Consider the following 16,500-nt stretch of genomic DNA (forward strand, 5'->3'; position numbering starts at 1 on the left):
AACTCGGAGACGACAGTAGCGAGGGAACCGATCAGGACCAGTCAGCACGATTCACTACTACTCCCATCCGTGACTTCCGCACAGTTCGTTGCAACAACGCGAACCCAACCGCTCACAGCGCGCGCGATCCCCCGTGGGTGATCCGCGATATGGTCGCGCTGTGAGTCTGCGTCCCCGCCTGTCCGTCCGTGCGTCGTGTCATCAGCGGCGACAGACGCGTTCCGCAGTCTCAGAGGCCGAGGCTTCATACCTACCTGAGCCATGATGCCGGGACACTCCGATGACAACACCAGCCGAAACGAAGCTCACATGCGCCGAACCGAACGAGTCCGCCTACCCGGACACACGACCCGCCACAGTCAAGCCAACACCCCGACTCACTACCGGGAATACCCCGGTAACACCTCCTCGTCCCGACTCACGACCGGACTCCATCAGCGAACCTGCCACGACCCGCAGCCGCACCGTCAACGTGAACCGAATCGCTGAAGCCCTCGAAACCGCCGCCGAAGAGATCGTACGGACGGCGCATGACCTGTTCACGGAGCCGCTCCCTGAACCCGTCACCGAGTGGCTCAGCCTCCACGGACTTGATCGTTCCGTCGCCGATGCCGGCGAACTGCTCAGTAAACAGGCAGCCTTCCAGCTCCTGTTGGAGGCCGCACTGTACGAACACTACCACCGACGCGGCGATCTCCCAGCGCTCACCGACGACATCGCGGAAGCACTCAGACGCGCACGTAGACAGACCGGAGATGAAGCGTTCGACGACACAGTCCTCGACGAGATTGCCCAGCGAGCCGACGAGAACGTCGTCGCCGACATAGCGGCTCATCGGTACCGACTACTCGCGTCCACGCAACCGGCGGAAACGATCGCGCGACTCTACGAGACGCTGATCGGGAGCGACCACCGTCGAGCCCTCGGCCAGTACCGGACGTTACCCGATATCAGCGACCTGATGCGGTCCTGGGCCGCCCGCGGTACGAGCACCATCCTCGACCCCGGACTCGGAGCCGGCGCGCTATCCACCCCGTACCACCCCGACTGGCACCTCAGCACCGACCCCGACCACGCCATCGGGATCGACCGCAGCCAACTCTCCCGCCTCATGGGGACGACCGCACTCTCGATCGCAGGACAGCCACACGACGCACGCGCGACCGACTTCCTCGACCTCTCACCAGCAGAGCTGTCGGACGACGTCGACGCCATCGTAGCGAACCCGCCGTACACCGACAGCCAGACACTCAGCACGGAGGACAAACGTTCGTACTGCGCCGCGGCACAGCGAGCGACCGGCCGAGACATCGACGCGAAGACACCGCTCCACGGGTACTTCATCTACCACTCACGCGAGTTCCTCGCGGACCACGATCGGATGGCGACGATCACGCCACAGGCCTGGCTCGCCACCGACTACGGCCGCACACTCAAACGCTTCGTCCTCGACGAATTCCGCGTCCAAGCGCTCGTGCTGCTCAACCCCGAGACAATATCCGCCTTCGACGGACCGATGGCCACCGGACTGATCGCGTTGCTTGAAGCCGACAGCGACCCGAATCCAGACAATACCGTTCGGTTCATCCGAATCGACGACCTCAGCGAGCTCGAAACGGCAGACGGCAACCGCGACTGGCAGCCCGTCCGCGACCTCGTCCACGGCGACGCGACCGACGCCGGCGACTGGGGCATCGCCAACGCCGTCAGGCAAGGCGACCTCTCACCGGAACGCAACTGGCAGGCCCGATTCGACCCCGTCGACATCGACACCCGCGACCTCCCATCACTCGGGGACTTCGTCTCTGTTACCCGAGGACCGACAACGGGAAATGTCGGATTCTTCTGCCTCAACGAGACGGACGTGGCCGACGCCAGACTCGATAGGGAGCACCTCTCGAAGATCGTCCGCCGACCGAGTCACATCGACGGGTACGACTACCGAGAGGCCGACTGGCAGACCGCACGAGCCGAGGGGAAAGACGTCTGGCTCTTTGACCCCGACGAGATCCCGAGCGTATCGGACTCGATCGCGGAGTTCAGCCAACGAGTCACGAATCACGACACGGACCCTGACTTCGAGATCGACGACGCTGACTCCGACCTGATCGCGTACCTCCAGACAGGCGTCACCGAACACGACCTCACCGGCACGCGAACACTCGAAGCACGGCAGTACTGGTACCGTCCGCGCCGCAAGGACCCCGCGGAAGTCCTGGTGCAGAGCTCCGGCCGAGACGGATTCAAATTCGTCCTGAACGAGGCGGCCGTCCGCAACACGAACGCCTGCTACGGATTCTACGATATCGAACTCACGAACCGAGAACTGAAAGCGCTCCTTGCGTACCTCAACAGCGACCTCTTCGCCGACATCACACGTCAATACCGACACACCCTCGACGACGGGTTCCACAAGATCGAACCGAACGACCTCGAACAGGTCCCCGTTATTGATCCGACTGACCTCTCGAACGATACCCTTACTCTCGCCGAAGCGTTCGACGAACTTCGGATGGCTGCTCGGCAAGGGCGAGACTGTAGTGACGTGCTCAATCGGATCGACTGTGTCCTCGAACAGATCCTCTGAGACGGTCCTGAGACCACTGATAGAAACCCGGAAGGTCGCAATCAGTGATTGTCTAGAAACAAACAGTAACCGGGGAGCCGAGGGGTGATGGCGTGTGAATATCCGGAAATGGTCAGCGACCGGAGCACCCAACTATGGGGTAAATCCCCTTCAGATATCGTTATAGCAGGGTACATCTAAGGAAATTTGAAGCGGCAATAGAGCTCGGGGAGATCCGATTTAGCTTACTAGATTCTATTAGAGGAGCTATAAGTTTCTCAGCAGCTTGGGATCGAAAATCGTTATTAATCGGACGGTCTCTCCAAATCCGCGTATTTCAATTGGTTCTCGAAACGTACCGTGTATAAGGTCATGAAGGCGCAGGTGTGAAATCATCGAGAATGGCCTGTGATCCCGGTGAGTAGATCCTGCACTCTAAACCGGCCGATCACCGTCAATAGATTTCTGTGATGGAATCTCGATAAGCGCGGTGCGCTATCGAAAATGCCTAATTGAAATCTTCGATGAAATACTGAATATCGAAGACTGGTTCCACTTGGGTTACACAACATATATCTATGGAATTAATTCGTCCAAAATATCAATCCAATATTGTAATATGTGTGTTGTGTTCTCCAATTCATGGGCAATTGTAATCTGCAACGATATTACCAAAATTCCACTGCGACAGGAGGGCACGCTACCAATTGATTATTACACCGAATTCTTGCTAACCGGACGACGCCGATAACCAATTGAAATTTGGTACGATGGATCCAAAAGAAAAATCCCCTAAATTACTATTTTCAAGTGCTATTAATCTCTATTTGTCGGCATCTGAGATTCCATCAATTGATAATAATTCTGGTAAATAACGGTCAGTGCTATCGTTAGGAGACTATATCGATGGTATCTCATGGTCTCATTCTAGACGGAATCGAAGGTATTCGACAGGCGATTGTTGGCCTAATCTGCCTCGCTAGCTGCCCGTGAGACCTCAATTGTTACGCTCTGTTTCTGCTGAGAACCGATCATTTCCCGACAGTCGGAACAAATCGTCCAGTTTGGTCGTGCTGTGAGTACGATACTGGACTATCAATACGACTATTTCGCCCAGAAGGTAATTATCTAAGTAATCATTATCCAGAGTATGGTACTAGATGCTCAGTAACTCTCTTGGTTCGTCTCTACGATGGCCCTCCTGCCAAACAAATAAGTCATTACCCACATAATCATTATTTAGAGAATGAAGTTCTACAATAGGGACAACGAATTGGAGGCCCTCAATACGGCATATGAGTCCCCGGGCCACGACGTCTACGTTGTCTATGGAAGACGGAGAATTGGAAAGACAGAGTTGGTGAAAAAGTTTTGTCGGCATCGGCCCCACATCTATTTCCTCGCTGCTCAGGAAGCCGAAGAACGACAACGAAAGAAATTCACCGAGCAAGTAGCGGATTATTTCGACGACCGCGTTCCGAGGGTCGATGGGTGGGATGAGACGCTGGAATACTTGGGTGAAAAAATCGCCGATGAAGACCTCATCATCGCCATCGATGAGTTCCCGTACCTTGTTGAGGAGAATAATTCACTTCCATCCTATTTCCAGTCGTTCGTAGACGAGCATCTGAAAGAGACGGACTCGATGCTCGTTCTCTGTGGGTCGAGCATCAGTACGATGGAGTCGGAAGTACTTGGTCACGAGAGTCCTCTCTATGGCCGAAGAACTGGACAACTCGATGTCCAACCGTTCTCGTTCCAACAGGCGCGCGAGGCTATTCTGTATGACATCGAGGATGCTATCCGGTCCTATGCAGTCACAGGCGGGACTCCGATGTATCTCACGCTGTTCGACTATTTCGACTCGCCTCCCGCGGAGAACATCCAGTCACAGATTCTCTCGCCGACGGCAGTGCTCTATAACGAGCCGGAGTTTCTCCTGCGGACGGAACTCCGAAGCCCGGCACGCTACATGAGCATCCTGGAATCGATCGCCCTCGGAAACACAACACCGAACGAGATCTCGGGAGCGACCGGAATCGACTCAGGTCCGCTCTCAAAATACCTCCGAAAACTCCAGCAGTTGCGGCTCATTGATCGAGAGGTCCCCGTGACCGCATCGGCCAAGAAGTCGAAGCGGTCCAAGTACTACGTCGCGGACGAATTCCTCCGATTCTGGTTCCGCTACGTTGAGCCCAACCGGTCCAGTATCGAGGAGGCACCGAACATCGTATACGAAAACACGATCGAGCCCGACCTCCCGAACCACGTCGGGGAGACGTTCGAGGACATCTGTCAGGAAGCGATCTGGGAAGGTATTCGACAAAACGAGATCGAAGGGTACTCCGAGATCGGTCGCTGGTGGTACGGCGAGAACGAGATCGATATTGTCGGGCTCTCGCCGACCGACGACAGGATCCTCTTTGCCGAGTGCAAGTGGACGTCAGAGCCAGTCGGATGGGGACTCGTCGACGATCTCCGAGATAAAACCGAGCACGTACGGTGGGGACCAAACTCTCGGACTGAACGGTTCGCGTTGTTCTCGAAGAGCGGGTTCGTGGACGGACTCGATCAGGAGCTAGATGACACGTGGTCGCTGTTCGATCTGAGTGACCTCGACCGGATCCTCTCGAAACCGATCCGAATTTGAGGTCCTATCACACTAGGGAACCGAAAGCGTGGAAGCGAAGAGGCTCCGGAACTCTGCTCAAACGCTGTACTGGGCTATCACACTATCCCAGACGAGTTATCGTCTCATCGTCTGATTCCTCAACTTCGAGTAGCTCATCGTCAGCCAAATCCGAAAGGAGACCTCGAAGCCACTCTCGTCCGTGTTCACCTTCCGGCGTGTAATCGACACGGATCTTGTGTCCAAGGGTATCGAGGTCCATCTCCTCGTGGTTGCTGAGAACGCGAACGATCCGTCCACGGAACTGTCTCCGACTGCCCTCGAAACTCGGCTGGGTCGGTACGTCGGGTGCGGTGAAGTCGCCGGTCTGGTAGGCGTGACACCACTCGCGCCACGGACAACCGGCCTCGTCACAGCGGGGGTTTTTTCCGCAGGCGACGCCGCCGAGCTCCATGATCGCGTTATTCCAGATTCTGGACTCTCCGGGCGGCATGAGGGCGTTAGCGACGGTTTCGTAGTTCGGATCGTCCGCATTATGGATTTCTTCAAATGCGCGGTAGAGCACGCGTTTCACGTTGGTGTCGACGACCGCATCGCCCGCGTTGAACGCGAACGAGGCCACCGCGTTGGCGGTGTACGGGCCGACGCCCATCAGCTCCTGGAGCTCTCCCGGAGATTCCGGGAACTCCCCCCCGTACTCCGTCCCGACCTGCGTCGCCGCCTCGTGGAGGTACTTCGCGCGATTGTTGTACCCGAGCGAGTGGTCCGACCAGAAGGCGACCACGTCGCTTCGGTCGGCGTCCGCGAGAGCGGCCGCGGTCGGCCAGCGCTCGAGGAAGTCCTCCCACGCGGGAACGACCCGATCGAGTTGGGTCTGCTGGCTCATCACTTCGCTGACGAGGATCTCGTAGGGATCGGTCGTCCGCCGCCAGGGGAACTCGCGATGGTCCGCCTCGTACCACTCGACGAGCGCGGTGCGAACCGCGTCGCGGTCCGCCGGAAGCGACGGAGCGTCGGCGGCGGCGGCGAGTCCGCGGGAGGAGACGCCGTCGTGGTCGGTCATACGTCCCGTCGGGAGGCGGGCGGTTTATCGGTGATGGTCCGAATCGACGCGGGTGAGGAGACGGACGGCGGGATCGAGAGTCGATCGGGGAGGACCCGAACCGTGGCGGCGAGCCGTTACGCGACCTCGGTGATCGCGGTCGTCAACAGATCACAGCCGAGGTCGATCTCGCGGTCGGTGACGTCGAGCGGCGGGAGGATCCGGATCACCTTCTGGCCGCATGCCAGGGTGAGCAGGCCGTGTCGGACCGCCCGTTCGACCACCTCGTCGCGGCGGTCCGTCGTGTCGAACTCCACGGCGAGCATGAGTCCCTTGCCGCGCACGTCGACGACGCCATCGGGGTCGGCGTCGCGCATCGTCTCGAGGAACTGTCGGCCGCGCTCCGTCGCGTTCTCCATGAGCCCCTCCTCGCGGATCGCGTCGATCGTCAGCGAGCCCTGAAGGGAGCCGATGACGTCGCCCGCCCCCCACGTCGAGGAGATCCGGCCGGTCTCCTCGGGGAACACGTCCGAGCGAGAGACGGTCGCTCCGACGCGCAGGCCCTTCGCGCTCGTGATCACGTCGGGCTCGAACGCGTAGTTGTCCGCACCCCACATCTCGCCGGTCCGGCCGAGTCCGGACTGGATCTCGTCGGCGATGAGGGTGATGTCGTGTTCCTCGACGAGGTCGGCGATCTCGTCGGTGAACGCCTCCGAGGGGAACCGATAGCCGCCCTCGCCCTGGATCGGCTCCATGATGAGGTACGCGACCTCGTCGGGGTCGATGTGGCCGCTCTTCGGGTCGAGCTTCTCGCGCAGCCGGGACTCGCCGTCGGCGAAGAAGCCACACGAGCAGGTCTCGGCCGTACACGTCCGGTCGTCACAGAACGGCGCGTCGTGGACGCCGCTCATCTCCGGGAAGTCCCGGCGGTAGACCGACTTCGATCGGTTGAGCGAGAGCGCGCCGAGCGTCCGCCCGTGGAACGCGCCCTCGAAGGTGATCGCGTACTTCGCGCCGTCGGCGGCGTCGTAGGAGATCTTGATCGCGTTCTCGACCGCCTCCGCCCCCGAGTTCGAGAGGAACACCGTGTCCATGTCGTAGTGGGCGGTGATGTCGGTGAGCCGGTCCATGAGGTCCGCGGGACCGGGAGCCGCCTCGCCCGGCGGGTTGCCGTCGGAGACGTAGAAGTCCTGCCCCGCGATCTTCGTCGGATCCACGATATCGAACTCCTCGAGCGGCTCGGTGATGAGCGGGTTGTTGTATCCGAGGGGCGCGGCGGCGACGTGGCTCGTGAAATCCAGGAGGACGTTACCGTCGACGTCGGTACAGAAGGGCCCCGTCGCGGGCGCGGTACGGTCCCAGACGAACTCGTAGACGTACGTGCTCGGCGCCGCCGATCGGTGGTGGTGATCGACCCACTCCTGGGCTCGCTCGCCCGGGAAATCGGCCACTTCGGGTGTTACGGTGTCACGGTCCATACGCTGGGATGTATCCCGACGGCGAAAAAACGGGGGGCTACCATGGGAGGACGGTCGGAGACGAACGCATCGGAGATCGAGACGGAACGAGTCGGGTCGGTCAGTGTTCGATGTACGTGGTCTCCCACTCGGTGCGCGCGTCTATCTCCCGTCGACCGCGGCGAGTGAGGGTGTAGTAGTTCGTCCGCCGGTCGCGCTGTCCCTTCTCGACGAGCCCCTTCTCGACGAGCGTGTCGAGGTTCGGATAGAGCCGGCCGTGGTGGATCTCCTTTTCGTAGTAGTCCTCCAGTTCGTCCTTGATCGCCAATCCGTGCGGCTCCTCGAGGCCGGCGATCACGTAGAGCAAGTCACGCTGGAAACCTGTGAGGTCGTACATGCAGCTACTCGAACATATATGCGGAAAATAAATAAATATACCGTTACATAGAACCGGAATACGAGGTAATCCGACACGTATCGCCTCGACGTGAGTCGTTCTGAAGTATCATATACACAATAACATCTCCCGGATCGACCGCGGTTTTCGGCGTCTCAATCACATACGGAATCGGACATTAACGCAGTGAATCGAGCGACCCAGAATTGACGAACCGGCGGCTAAGTGTTCGATCGTCGAGAACGAACGCAGGCCCCACGCGGAAAAAAGCCGCGTGAGGCGCGTTCGAATTGGTCCCCGCTGACGCTTCGGCCCTCCAGACGAAGCGTCACGTGACGATACCGGGTTGATGGTAATAAACCTGTCGAGCGTGGCCTACATGTGTTCCTCTTCCAACACCCATCCGAGCGCGCGCTTGTAGTGGGTGAAGAGTTCCTCGACCCCGCGGTGGGACATCTCGTCGTCGGCCAACTCCTCACACAGGAACTCGTACTGCTCGCGGATCTCCTCTTCCGAGCGCATGCGGAGCGGTACGGGTGCTCGACCCAAATGGTTGTGGTCGTCGCTCCCGAGCGCCGGTCGAGTTCGGGCCGACTCGACCGCGAGCGACACGCCTATACGGTGACCACGGATACACGGTGGAACGATGGACGATCGGACGCGCGAGTACCTCCGGGGTCGATTCGGCGACTACTATCGAGGGGTCTCCCTGTCGCCACCGCCGGACGCCCACCTCCGCGAGTGGGGACACATCCCGTGGACGCCCGGCGCGGGCACGACCATGGTCCGACACCGATCGATGTACGACTTGGGCGACCTCGACACGTTCTTCGCGGACAACGCCCCGCGGCACGCGTACTTCTCCGCCGCGCGATACGACGATCCGGGCGCGTCGACCATGTCGAAGAAGGGGTGGCGCTCCGCGGACCTCGTCTTCGACCTCGACGCCGATCACCTCCCCGGCGTCGACCCCGAGTCCGCGAGCTACCGGGAGATGCTCGAGAGCTGTAAGGACGCCCTCCTTCGACTGCTCGATTTCCTCGAGAACGACTTCGCGTTCGAGGACCTCACGGTCGTCTTCTCCGGAGGTCGCGGCTACCACGTCCACGTCCGCGACGAGTCGATCCGCGAGTTGGACGGCGAGGCTCGCCGGGAGGTCGTCGACTACGTCCGCGCGATCGACCTCGACGTCGACGGGCTGATCCGAACCGTCTCCGACCGCGGAACGACGAAACGGGTGCTCCGCACCGAGGGCGGGTGGGGCGCGCGCGTCCACGACGCGCTCGTCGAGTACGCCGACGACCTCCGGGAGATGGACGACGCGGACGCCCGCGAGCGGCTCATGGAGCTCGACGGGATCGGCGAGGGCCGCGCGAAGACGATCCAGGGGGCGTTCGATCGGAATCCCGACGCGATCCGTGAGGGTAACGTCGAGGCCGGCGGCCCGGGGGTGCGCCGGCTCGTCTCCGCGCTCGCCGCCCGGGTTGCCGCGACCGACGCCGCCCCGATCGACGAACCGGTGACGACCGACACGCGCCGGCTCATTCGGCTTCCCGGAACCCTTCACGGCGGGTCGGGGCTCGTCGTCACGCCGATCGACCGCGACGCGATCGACGAGTTCGACCCGCTTCGGGACGCGGTCCCCGAACGGTTCGTCGGCCGGGACATCCGGATCGAGGCCGACGCCGACGCGACGGTAGAATTAAACGGTAAGAGGCTTACAATCCAAGCCGGCGAGAACACCGTACCCGAGTTCGCGGGCGTCTTCCTGATGACCCGCGGCGAGGCACGGAAGGCCCCCGAACGATGAACCTGGACGAACTGCGCTCGGTACAGGCGAAGGAACGCCGCAAGGACAGCCTCCAGCACCTGCGGGACGCCTTCTACGACGACGTGGCGGGATACGTGTCCGACCTGCGCGCCGCGCGCGACAGACGCGCCAACCAGGTCGACAACCCCTTCTCGGACGACGACGTTCGGCGGATGTCCGACGAGCTCGAGACGGCCGAGGAGGTCGCGGAGGCGCTCTACGAGCGCCGCGTCGGCAAGGTCGTCAAGCTCGCGTCGTTCGCGGCGGCGGACATGTCCGTCGAGACGGAGGGGATGACCACCCAGGAGCGCGCGCTCTTCGACGACCTCGTCGCGCGGATCCGCGCCAACAAGTCCGAGGTCCTCGCGACGCTGGCCGGCGAGGTGCCGCCCGCGGGAGACGGCGAGATCCCTCCGAACCCCCCGAACGAGGACGGACCGACGGGTCACTCGACCGCAAGCGACGCCGGCGGATCACCGGCGGAGGAAGCGGACTCGCGCCCCGAATCGGAGACCCCGTCCGCCTCCGACGTCCCGCCCGCCTCCGGCGAATCGGAGACGGATGTCCACGTCTCACGGGCGGCCGAGGTCGACGCCGCCCCCTCGCGGGACGCCGAAGAAGACGTACCGCCGGAATCCGCCCCCGATCCGGACGTGCTCGCGGGAGCGATGGGGGGTGGCTCCACGGAGCCGTCCGACGACGGATCGTCCTCCGATCGGATCGAGCCGACCGACGCGAACGCGTCCACGAGCGACGCCGAACCCGGTACCGCGAGCACCGACGGCGGCCCGACGCCGGTGGACCCGGATCCCGCACCTCCCGGCGCGCCGGGGGTGGACGGTTCGAACGACGACCGCTCGAAGTCGGTCGCGACCGGGTCGGACCCGTCCGGATCCGATGGATCGCCGGCGACGGCACAAACCGACACGCCGACGATCGACCGCGAGACCGTCCGTATCACCCGCGACGTCGGCGAGATATTCGGCGTCGACGAGCGCGAGTACGACCTCGCGAGCGAGGACGTCGTCACGCTCCCCGCCGCGAACGCGGACCCGCTCGTCCAACGGGACGCCGCGGAGCGTATCGACTGAGCTCGGGGCGTCGCCGTGTCGACACCACACCGATCCCCCGGACACCACGTCGACTTTTACGCTGCCATCGGATAGCGTTCGACCATGGACGACGATCGAGCGACGGACGAACCGATCGGGGACGGATCCCCGACCGCCGCCCGCGTCCTCGGCGCGGTCGCGACGCTCGCCGCGCTCGGCGGGATCCTCCTCGCGATACGCCTCGATCCGACGTTCTCGTGGACGACCGACGCGCTCTCCGATCTGGGCGTTCGCGGCCGGAGCGCCCCGGCGTTCAACGGCGGACTGGTCCTCGGCGGGCTCGCGGGGCTCGGCTACGCCGCCGGGCTGTGGGGACGCGGACACGCGGACATGCCCGTTCGGCTCCGAGCGATCGTCTTCGCGCTCGCGATGGTCTCGATGGCCGGCATCGGCGTCTTCGACCTCACGCGGCCGCTCCACGGCCCGGCGGCGGTCGGCTTCTACCTCCTGGTCACGGTCGTCTTCGGGATCGACGGGACCGTTCGTCGGAACGTCACGACCGGCCGGATCGCGCTCGCGTTCGTCCCCGTTCACGTGGCCGTCTGGGCCTCGTTCCTCGCGGGATTCTTGCCGGTGACGGGGCTCGCGCTGCCGGAGCTCCCGGGCGCGCTCATGCTCGCCGCGTGGGTGTGGCTCGTCGGCCCGCTGCCGGTGATCCGGGCAGGGTCGGTCGACTCCGAGTCCGCGACCGACGAACACTAACCCGGTCGCGGGCTACGGGTGCCATGGAGATCGAGTTCCTCGGCGGGGCCCGCGAAGTCGGCCGGAGCGCGGTCCTCGTCGACGGCTCGCTGCTTCTCGACTACGGCATCCTGACCGCCGACCCGCCGCAGTACCCGATCCGCGATCCCGAACCCGACGCGGTCGTGGTCTCACACGGGCACCTCGACCACGTCGGCGCGGTCCCGGCACTGTTGAAGGGGTCTCGTCGACCGGCGATCCACTGGACGCCGCCGACCGCGGACCTCGCGCGAATCCTCGCACGCGACACGCTGAAGCTCCACGGGAACGGCCCGCTCTGCCCCTTCGGCGAGGAACACGTCGCCCGGATCGGCGAGGTGGAGGAGCGGCACGGCTACGGTGACCTTTTCCCCGTCGCCGGCGGGATCGACGGCGGGGGGTACGAGGTGACGCTTCTTTCGGCCGGGCACATCCCCGGCTCCGCACACGTGCTCGTCGACGACGGCGACACTCGACTGCTCTACACCGGCGACTTCCACACGGACGACCAGCGGCTGGTGGCGGGCACCACGGCGCGGCCGGACGCCGACGTCGTGATCTGTGAATCGACCTACGCGGACGTGACCCACGAGGACCGCGCCGCGGTCGAGGAGGAGTGGGCCGAGCGCGTGCGGACGACGATCTGGGAGGGCGGCACCGTCGTCGCGCCCGCGTTCGCGATCGGGCGGACGCAGGAGCTGCTGCTCGTCGCCCATGCCAACGAACTCACCCCCTACGTCGACGGGATGGGCAAGGAGGTCACCCGCCTGCTCCAACGGCATCCCGCGTTCCTCCGCGATCCCGAGGCGCTCCGGCGCGCGACGGGGGCCGCGCGGTTCGTGACGGGGCGGGACGGCCAACGCGAGCGGATCGCCGCCGACAACGCCCTGATCGTCACCACCTCGGGGATGCTCGCCGGCGGGCCGGTCCACTCGTACCTCCCGGAGATCCGGACGAACCCGACGAACGCGGTAACGCTGACGGGCTACCAGGTCGAAGGGACGCCCGGCCGGGAGCTTCAGGAGTACGGTCGAATGGAGATGAACGGCCGGGTCCGACCCGTCAGCGCACGGGTGACCTCACACGACTTCTCCGCGCATGCGGACCGCGGCGGGCTGGAGTCGTTCCTCGACGACTACCGCGACGCGCGGGTGCTGGTGACCCACGGAGACCGGTGTGTGGCGTTCGCAGATGACCTGCGAGAGGACGGGGTGGACGCGAGCGCGCCGGAGTTGGGGCAGCGGGTGGACGTATAGATGAAACTGGCTCGATGGGAGTGAGTACGTACGCTCCGATCTCGTCGTTAGTTCGTGGAGAAGTTGGGGGCGCGTTTCTCGATCCCGTACTCCGGAATCCGAACGATCCGGGTCTTCCCCGAGACGTTACCTCCTTTCCGTACCTGTTTGCCTGAGGCCTGAACGGTGGTATTGTAGGTCCCCTGATTCGTTTTCACTTCGACGCTGAGCGGGAAGTACCGTGCCGGACCGTGAATCTTGGCGTTTCCGCTCCCGTTACCGACGAATTCGATCTCGAGTTGCTCGGCCGGCGAGAGACACGTCACGGTGTGGGTTCGATCCAGCGAGACGCTCGTCCCCCCACCGCTTCCGTCCGCCTCGAACAGGAGTTCGACGTCCGCCCCGGTGGAACAGGTCAGAGTGACGAACACCGAGCTCGCGTTCCCCTTCTCGAGTTCATCAGGTGTGTTCGCCGACTCGATCGACGCGTCGGTGTTCCCGGAGTTCACGATCGACACGTCGACGTCGAACTCGTCGAGGTCGTTGCCGAACTGGTTTCGATACTCGACGACCGCCGTGGATTCCCCGCTGTCGGTCTCGTTGGCGGTCGATTCGTATCCGAGATACGCGTCCCCGTCGTTCGTCACGTTGACCGCGAGCCCGCGGTCGGCTTCCATCGCCGAGAAGCCCGCGGTCCCGAACACCAGCCCGACCGCCGCCGTGAACGCGAGCACGATGCTCAGGGTACGGAGGGCGCTCACGCGGGCCGGCGGCGTTCGGGTGCTGGTGCTCATTCGTGTTCACTCGATCTTGCGGACTTCGGGCGGCTTCTCCGTGTTGCCCAGGCGGGCGCGTCGGCCGACGACGTGGTGGACCACCGCCGAGACGCCGAAGGTCGTCGCGATGAACACCCCGACGTCGAGCGGGGTGAACACGCCGAATCCCGGGGTGTTCGTCGCGACCGCGAGCAGCAGCGAGACGGCGACGCCCGCGAGCCCGACGTAGTAGAGGCTCCACGGGATCTCCCTGCTCCCTAAGGCCTCGATGTAGATGTCGAGGTTCTCGAGTGCCGGCGTGGGCCTGACGCGGTTCTCCTCGTCGACCTCGACGATGTCCTTCTCCTCGAGTTTCGGGAGGTGGGTGCGCTGGAGCGTGCTGTAGACGTTCCGACGGTCCTCGTACTCCACCTCTCCGGGTTCGACGTCGAGCTCCCACGCGGTGACGTGTGTGGAGAGCTCCGAGACGTCGAGCGGCTCCTCCGTGCGCTTGAGCGCGTGGATGACGAAGCGCCTGCGGCGGTTCGAGAGCACGTCGAAGATCTCGTCCTCCGTCAGCCCTCCCCCGTTCGAGTTCGATTCGTCCGCTGTGGCGATGGCAGATAGCATTCGTTAGGGACCCTCCCAGCCGGCGATCGGTTCTCCCCCGTGTGATGCCGGCACGTTTCGCTTGTTGTGTGTGACGGGATGGCGTATAAAGTGGTTGGATAATTAAACTGTTAATGTATGAAAGCTTAGAACATATGGCGTTCCTCGTTGGCGGTATCGCGAGATTCGTCCACGTATAGGATACACATACCGATCTTCAGGATCCCTCTGACCGGATCGCTGATCGTCGCCTGAGAAGCGCTCTACCCGATGCCTAACGCTTCAGGCTCGGATCGATGGCGACGACGAGGCGTGCTCACGACGCAACGAGGCGACCCCGGAGATCCAACGAGCCGACCCCGTGAACATGTCGAGGATCTCATAACGAAGTACCACCCTCCCCATGGCCTATCCGAGCACTCCCGGCCCGGACGTCCGGGCTGTGAGGGTGCGTGAACACAGGTGAGATACGACATGGAACGTCGCAAATTCGTCGTCGGACTAGGTGCATTGGCTTCAGGAAGCGCAGCTGCGATGGGGACTGGTGCGTTCACGGCGGCAGAACTTGACGATCGGACAGCAAATATCGAAGTTGTCAATGATAGCGCCGGCCTGATCGGCCTCGAGTCTGGCAGTACTGAACTCGTTACCGATTCCGGTGGGAGTGGCGGGAACGAGCTGATGATCGACTTCAATCCGAGTGGTGGCGGAAACGGCGTCAACCCAGACTCGACGTACCAAGTCGGTGGACTCGGTGAATTCGATTCGGGTAACATTTTTGATGTCCCCGGCGTCCCGACTGCGGATCCGTCCGCTGGTGAGATCGCCATCGATACGGACACCAGCATCGAATCCAATCACGCGTTCAAGGTGATGAATCAGACAAACAGTACGAAACAGATCGAAGTCACCTACACCCCGAATGAAAACTTCCCGTCTGGTGCTCGACTCTATCTGGTTGCATACTACGAAGAAGGAGACGACGACGGTAATTCCTCGCAAGAAGAAGGACTCGTGGTCGGGGACGTAACAGACGGTGACAATCCGAAAGCAGCTAGCATCATATTCGCAGACCAGCAGTACTCTGACCCTGTCGGATCGGGGGACGAATTCTACGTCACAATTATCGTTGATGTAGATGAAGTCGAGTCAGGGACTGATCTCGGTGGCTCCCTTACCGTCCGTGCTGGGAGTCACGACGAGTTCACCAACGCCGACGCTCAGACGTAACTTCAGCACAGGGATTCAACCATGAACAGACGTGATGTCGTAGTCGGGCTGGGAGCGCTGGTCGGTACGGGAGCGTTCGCTTCCGGAACCGGTGCGTTCAGCGCTGCGGAGGTCTCCCGGCAGGTGACGATCGATGTCGTTGACGACAGTGACGGGTTGATCGGGTTAGTCGCAAACGAAGCGATCGCGGGTGTTCGGATGGCATCAGGTGGCAAACTGACGGTTTCGGTTGGTGACGACGATCCCGGCGTGAACGTTAATTCTGTCTATCAATTCGGAGCGTTCGTCAGTGACGACGGTGTAGAGGGTATCACGGGAGATACGTTTTCCGTGGTCACGGATGGCGATCCTTCAGATATGAGTGATGGTCAGAATTCTCTCGAATCCGCGGTCGCCGTAGTGAACCAGTCAGTGGAAGATCTCTCAGTCACGATCGACTTCGAACTGAACGATGACATCGATGGCAAAACCGAGTACGCTTTCGAGCTACAGTCTTCTCAGGATGGAAGCGGTAGCCGAGAGGGTCTCGCAAAAAGTCCGATAACCGGTCAGCTCTCCGCAGAACTGGCTACTGGTGAATCGATCGGACTTTCGTTCATCATTAACGCGCTAGAAGGCACGACGGCAGACGAGATCTCGGGGAGCCTGAGTATCTCCGCGACCGCCGTCTAACAAACGCGTTTTATTTTAGGCCAGAGGAAAACCACCTTTAGGATTTCACTTGTTCTTAGAGGCGTCAGTAGTCACCAGAATCCCGACCTCAAGACGGGTCGATAACCTCAATAAATACGGTCACGGTACCGTCGACCGTTTTTACCACTAATTATAATTTAGGAAATGAAAGTTGATTGATATTCTATGGATCACGAGAGTTCATTAGTTACGAACCATCGAGAGGATTCCTCATTGTGCCATCGAGGACCCATTACTTTGGTACC

15 protein-coding genes are annotated in these 16,500 nt (G+C 62.0%); 8 read left to right on the plus strand and 7 right to left on the minus strand.

Annotated features, from left to right (window positions below; translation table 11 throughout):
• Window positions 1-418: 418 nt before the first annotated feature.
• Complete coding sequence (locus OKW78_RS05230; RefSeq protein ID WP_281194741.1) at window positions 419-835, minus strand: hypothetical protein; 417 nt, start codon at window positions 833-835, stop codon at window positions 419-421.
• A gap of 39 nt (window positions 836-874) precedes the next feature.
• On the opposite strand from OKW78_RS05230, the gene OKW78_RS16900 reads away from it, so the two are divergent.
• Window positions 875-2,587: a TaqI-like C-terminal specificity domain-containing protein gene (locus OKW78_RS16900; RefSeq protein WP_281194724.1), complete on the plus strand. Its 1,713-nt coding sequence runs from the start codon at window positions 875-877 to the stop codon at window positions 2,585-2,587.
• Window positions 2,588-3,812: 1,225 nt separating this feature from the next.
• Window positions 3,813-5,216: an ATP-binding protein gene (locus tag OKW78_RS05240; RefSeq protein WP_281194170.1), complete on the plus strand. Its 1,404-nt coding sequence runs from the start codon at window positions 3,813-3,815 to the stop codon at window positions 5,214-5,216.
• Between the two features lie 82 nt (window positions 5,217-5,298).
• Here OKW78_RS05240 and OKW78_RS05245 read toward each other — a convergent pair whose 3' ends face one another.
• The 4 genes from OKW78_RS05245 to OKW78_RS05260 form a co-directional block, all read right to left on the minus strand.
• Window positions 5,299-6,258 (minus strand): A/G-specific adenine glycosylase, encoded by a 960-nt coding sequence (locus tag OKW78_RS05245; RefSeq protein WP_281194171.1) that lies wholly within the window; start codon window positions 6,256-6,258, stop codon window positions 5,299-5,301.
• A gap of 116 nt (window positions 6,259-6,374) precedes the next feature.
• Window positions 6,375-7,715: an aspartate aminotransferase family protein gene (locus tag OKW78_RS05250; RefSeq protein ID WP_281194172.1), complete on the minus strand. Its 1,341-nt coding sequence runs from the start codon at window positions 7,713-7,715 to the stop codon at window positions 6,375-6,377.
• 100 nt (window positions 7,716-7,815) lie between these two features.
• A complete protein-coding gene (locus tag OKW78_RS05255) occupies window positions 7,816-8,091 on the minus strand; it encodes a PadR family transcriptional regulator (protein WP_066411259.1) in 276 nt (91 codons plus the stop codon).
• 375 nt (window positions 8,092-8,466) lie between these two features.
• Window positions 8,467-8,613, minus strand: a complete 147-nt coding sequence (locus OKW78_RS05260) for a hypothetical protein (protein ID WP_281194173.1) — start codon at window positions 8,611-8,613, stop codon at window positions 8,467-8,469.
• Window positions 8,614-8,737: 124 nt separating this feature from the next.
• Between OKW78_RS05260 and priS the strand changes: the two genes are divergently transcribed.
• The 4 genes from priS to OKW78_RS05280 all read left to right on the plus strand — a co-directional run bounded on the left by priS (window position 8,738) and on the right by OKW78_RS05280 (window position 12,989).
• The gene (gene priS, locus OKW78_RS05265; protein ID WP_281194174.1) at window positions 8,738-9,901 is read left to right on the plus strand and encodes a DNA primase small subunit PriS; all 1,164 of its coding nucleotides are present in this window, start codon (window positions 8,738-8,740) and stop codon (window positions 9,899-9,901) included.
• A complete protein-coding gene (locus OKW78_RS05270; protein ID WP_281194175.1) occupies window positions 9,898-10,992 on the plus strand; it encodes a hypothetical protein in 1,095 nt (364 codons plus the stop codon). The genes priS and OKW78_RS05270 overlap by 4 nt, the downstream gene beginning before the upstream one ends.
• Before the next feature lie 84 nt (window positions 10,993-11,076).
• The gene (locus OKW78_RS05275) at window positions 11,077-11,715 is read left to right on the plus strand and encodes a DUF998 domain-containing protein (protein WP_281194176.1); all 639 of its coding nucleotides are present in this window, start codon (window positions 11,077-11,079) and stop codon (window positions 11,713-11,715) included.
• A 23-nt stretch (window positions 11,716-11,738) separates the two neighbouring features.
• The gene (locus OKW78_RS05280; protein WP_281194177.1) at window positions 11,739-12,989 is read left to right on the plus strand and encodes an MBL fold metallo-hydrolase; all 1,251 of its coding nucleotides are present in this window, start codon (window positions 11,739-11,741) and stop codon (window positions 12,987-12,989) included.
• Between the two features lie 47 nt (window positions 12,990-13,036).
• Here OKW78_RS05280 and OKW78_RS05285 read toward each other — a convergent pair whose 3' ends face one another.
• Window positions 13,037-13,762: a hypothetical protein gene (locus OKW78_RS05285; RefSeq protein WP_281194178.1), complete on the minus strand. Its 726-nt coding sequence runs from the start codon at window positions 13,760-13,762 to the stop codon at window positions 13,037-13,039.
• Window positions 13,763-13,768: 6 nt separating this feature from the next.
• Window positions 13,769-14,353 carry a transcriptional regulator gene (locus OKW78_RS05290; RefSeq protein WP_281194179.1) on the minus strand — a complete coding sequence of 195 codons (585 nt, stop codon included), beginning with the start codon at window positions 14,351-14,353 and terminating at the stop codon, window positions 13,769-13,771.
• Between the two features lie 453 nt (window positions 14,354-14,806).
• On the opposite strand from OKW78_RS05290, the gene OKW78_RS05295 reads away from it, so the two are divergent.
• Both OKW78_RS05295 and OKW78_RS05300 read left to right on the plus strand, forming a co-directional pair.
• Entirely contained in the window at window positions 14,807-15,562 is a 756-nt protein-coding gene (locus OKW78_RS05295; RefSeq protein WP_281194180.1) for a hypothetical protein, read from the plus strand.
• 21 nt (window positions 15,563-15,583) lie between these two features.
• Window positions 15,584-16,234 (plus strand): hypothetical protein, encoded by a 651-nt coding sequence (locus tag OKW78_RS05300; RefSeq protein ID WP_281194181.1) that lies wholly within the window; start codon window positions 15,584-15,586, stop codon window positions 16,232-16,234.
• Window positions 16,235-16,500 lie beyond the last annotated feature (266 nt).

The sequence above is a fragment of the Halorubrum sp. F4 genome, from assembly GCF_027257195.1.
In the GTDB taxonomy this organism is placed as follows: Archaea; Halobacteriota; Halobacteria; order Halobacteriales; family Haloferacaceae; genus Halorubrum.

Coding starts and splice junctions, on each gene's coding strand:
- OKW78_RS05260 (WP_281194173.1), bottom strand. CDS start 8,613: ATGCGCTCGGAAGAGGAGATCCGCGAGCAGTACGAGTTCCTGTGTGAG.
- OKW78_RS05290 (WP_281194179.1), bottom strand. CDS start 14,353: ATGCTATCTGCCATCGCCACAGCGGACGAATCGAACTCGAACGGGGGA.
- OKW78_RS05240 (WP_281194170.1), top strand. CDS start 3,813: ATGAAGTTCTACAATAGGGACAACGAATTGGAGGCCCTCAATACGGCA.
- OKW78_RS05275 (WP_281194176.1), top strand. CDS start 11,077: ATGGACGACGATCGAGCGACGGACGAACCGATCGGGGACGGATCCCCG.
- OKW78_RS05280 (WP_281194177.1), top strand. CDS start 11,739: ATGGAGATCGAGTTCCTCGGCGGGGCCCGCGAAGTCGGCCGGAGCGCG.
- OKW78_RS05295 (WP_281194180.1), top strand. CDS start 14,807: ATGGAACGTCGCAAATTCGTCGTCGGACTAGGTGCATTGGCTTCAGGA.
- OKW78_RS05230 (WP_281194741.1), bottom strand. CDS start 835: ATGAGCCGCTATGTCGGCGACGACGTTCTCGTCGGCTCGCTGGGCAAT.
- OKW78_RS05285 (WP_281194178.1), bottom strand. CDS start 13,762: ATGAGCACCAGCACCCGAACGCCGCCGGCCCGCGTGAGCGCCCTCCGT.
- priS (WP_281194174.1), top strand. CDS start 8,738: ATGGACGATCGGACGCGCGAGTACCTCCGGGGTCGATTCGGCGACTAC.
- OKW78_RS05250 (WP_281194172.1), bottom strand. CDS start 7,715: ATGGACCGTGACACCGTAACACCCGAAGTGGCCGATTTCCCGGGCGAG.
- OKW78_RS05270 (WP_281194175.1), top strand. CDS start 9,898: ATGAACCTGGACGAACTGCGCTCGGTACAGGCGAAGGAACGCCGCAAG.
- OKW78_RS05300 (WP_281194181.1), top strand. CDS start 15,584: ATGAACAGACGTGATGTCGTAGTCGGGCTGGGAGCGCTGGTCGGTACG.
- OKW78_RS05255 (WP_066411259.1), bottom strand. CDS start 8,091: ATGTACGACCTCACAGGTTTCCAGCGTGACTTGCTCTACGTGATCGCC.
- OKW78_RS05245 (WP_281194171.1), bottom strand. CDS start 6,258: ATGACCGACCACGACGGCGTCTCCTCCCGCGGACTCGCCGCCGCCGCC.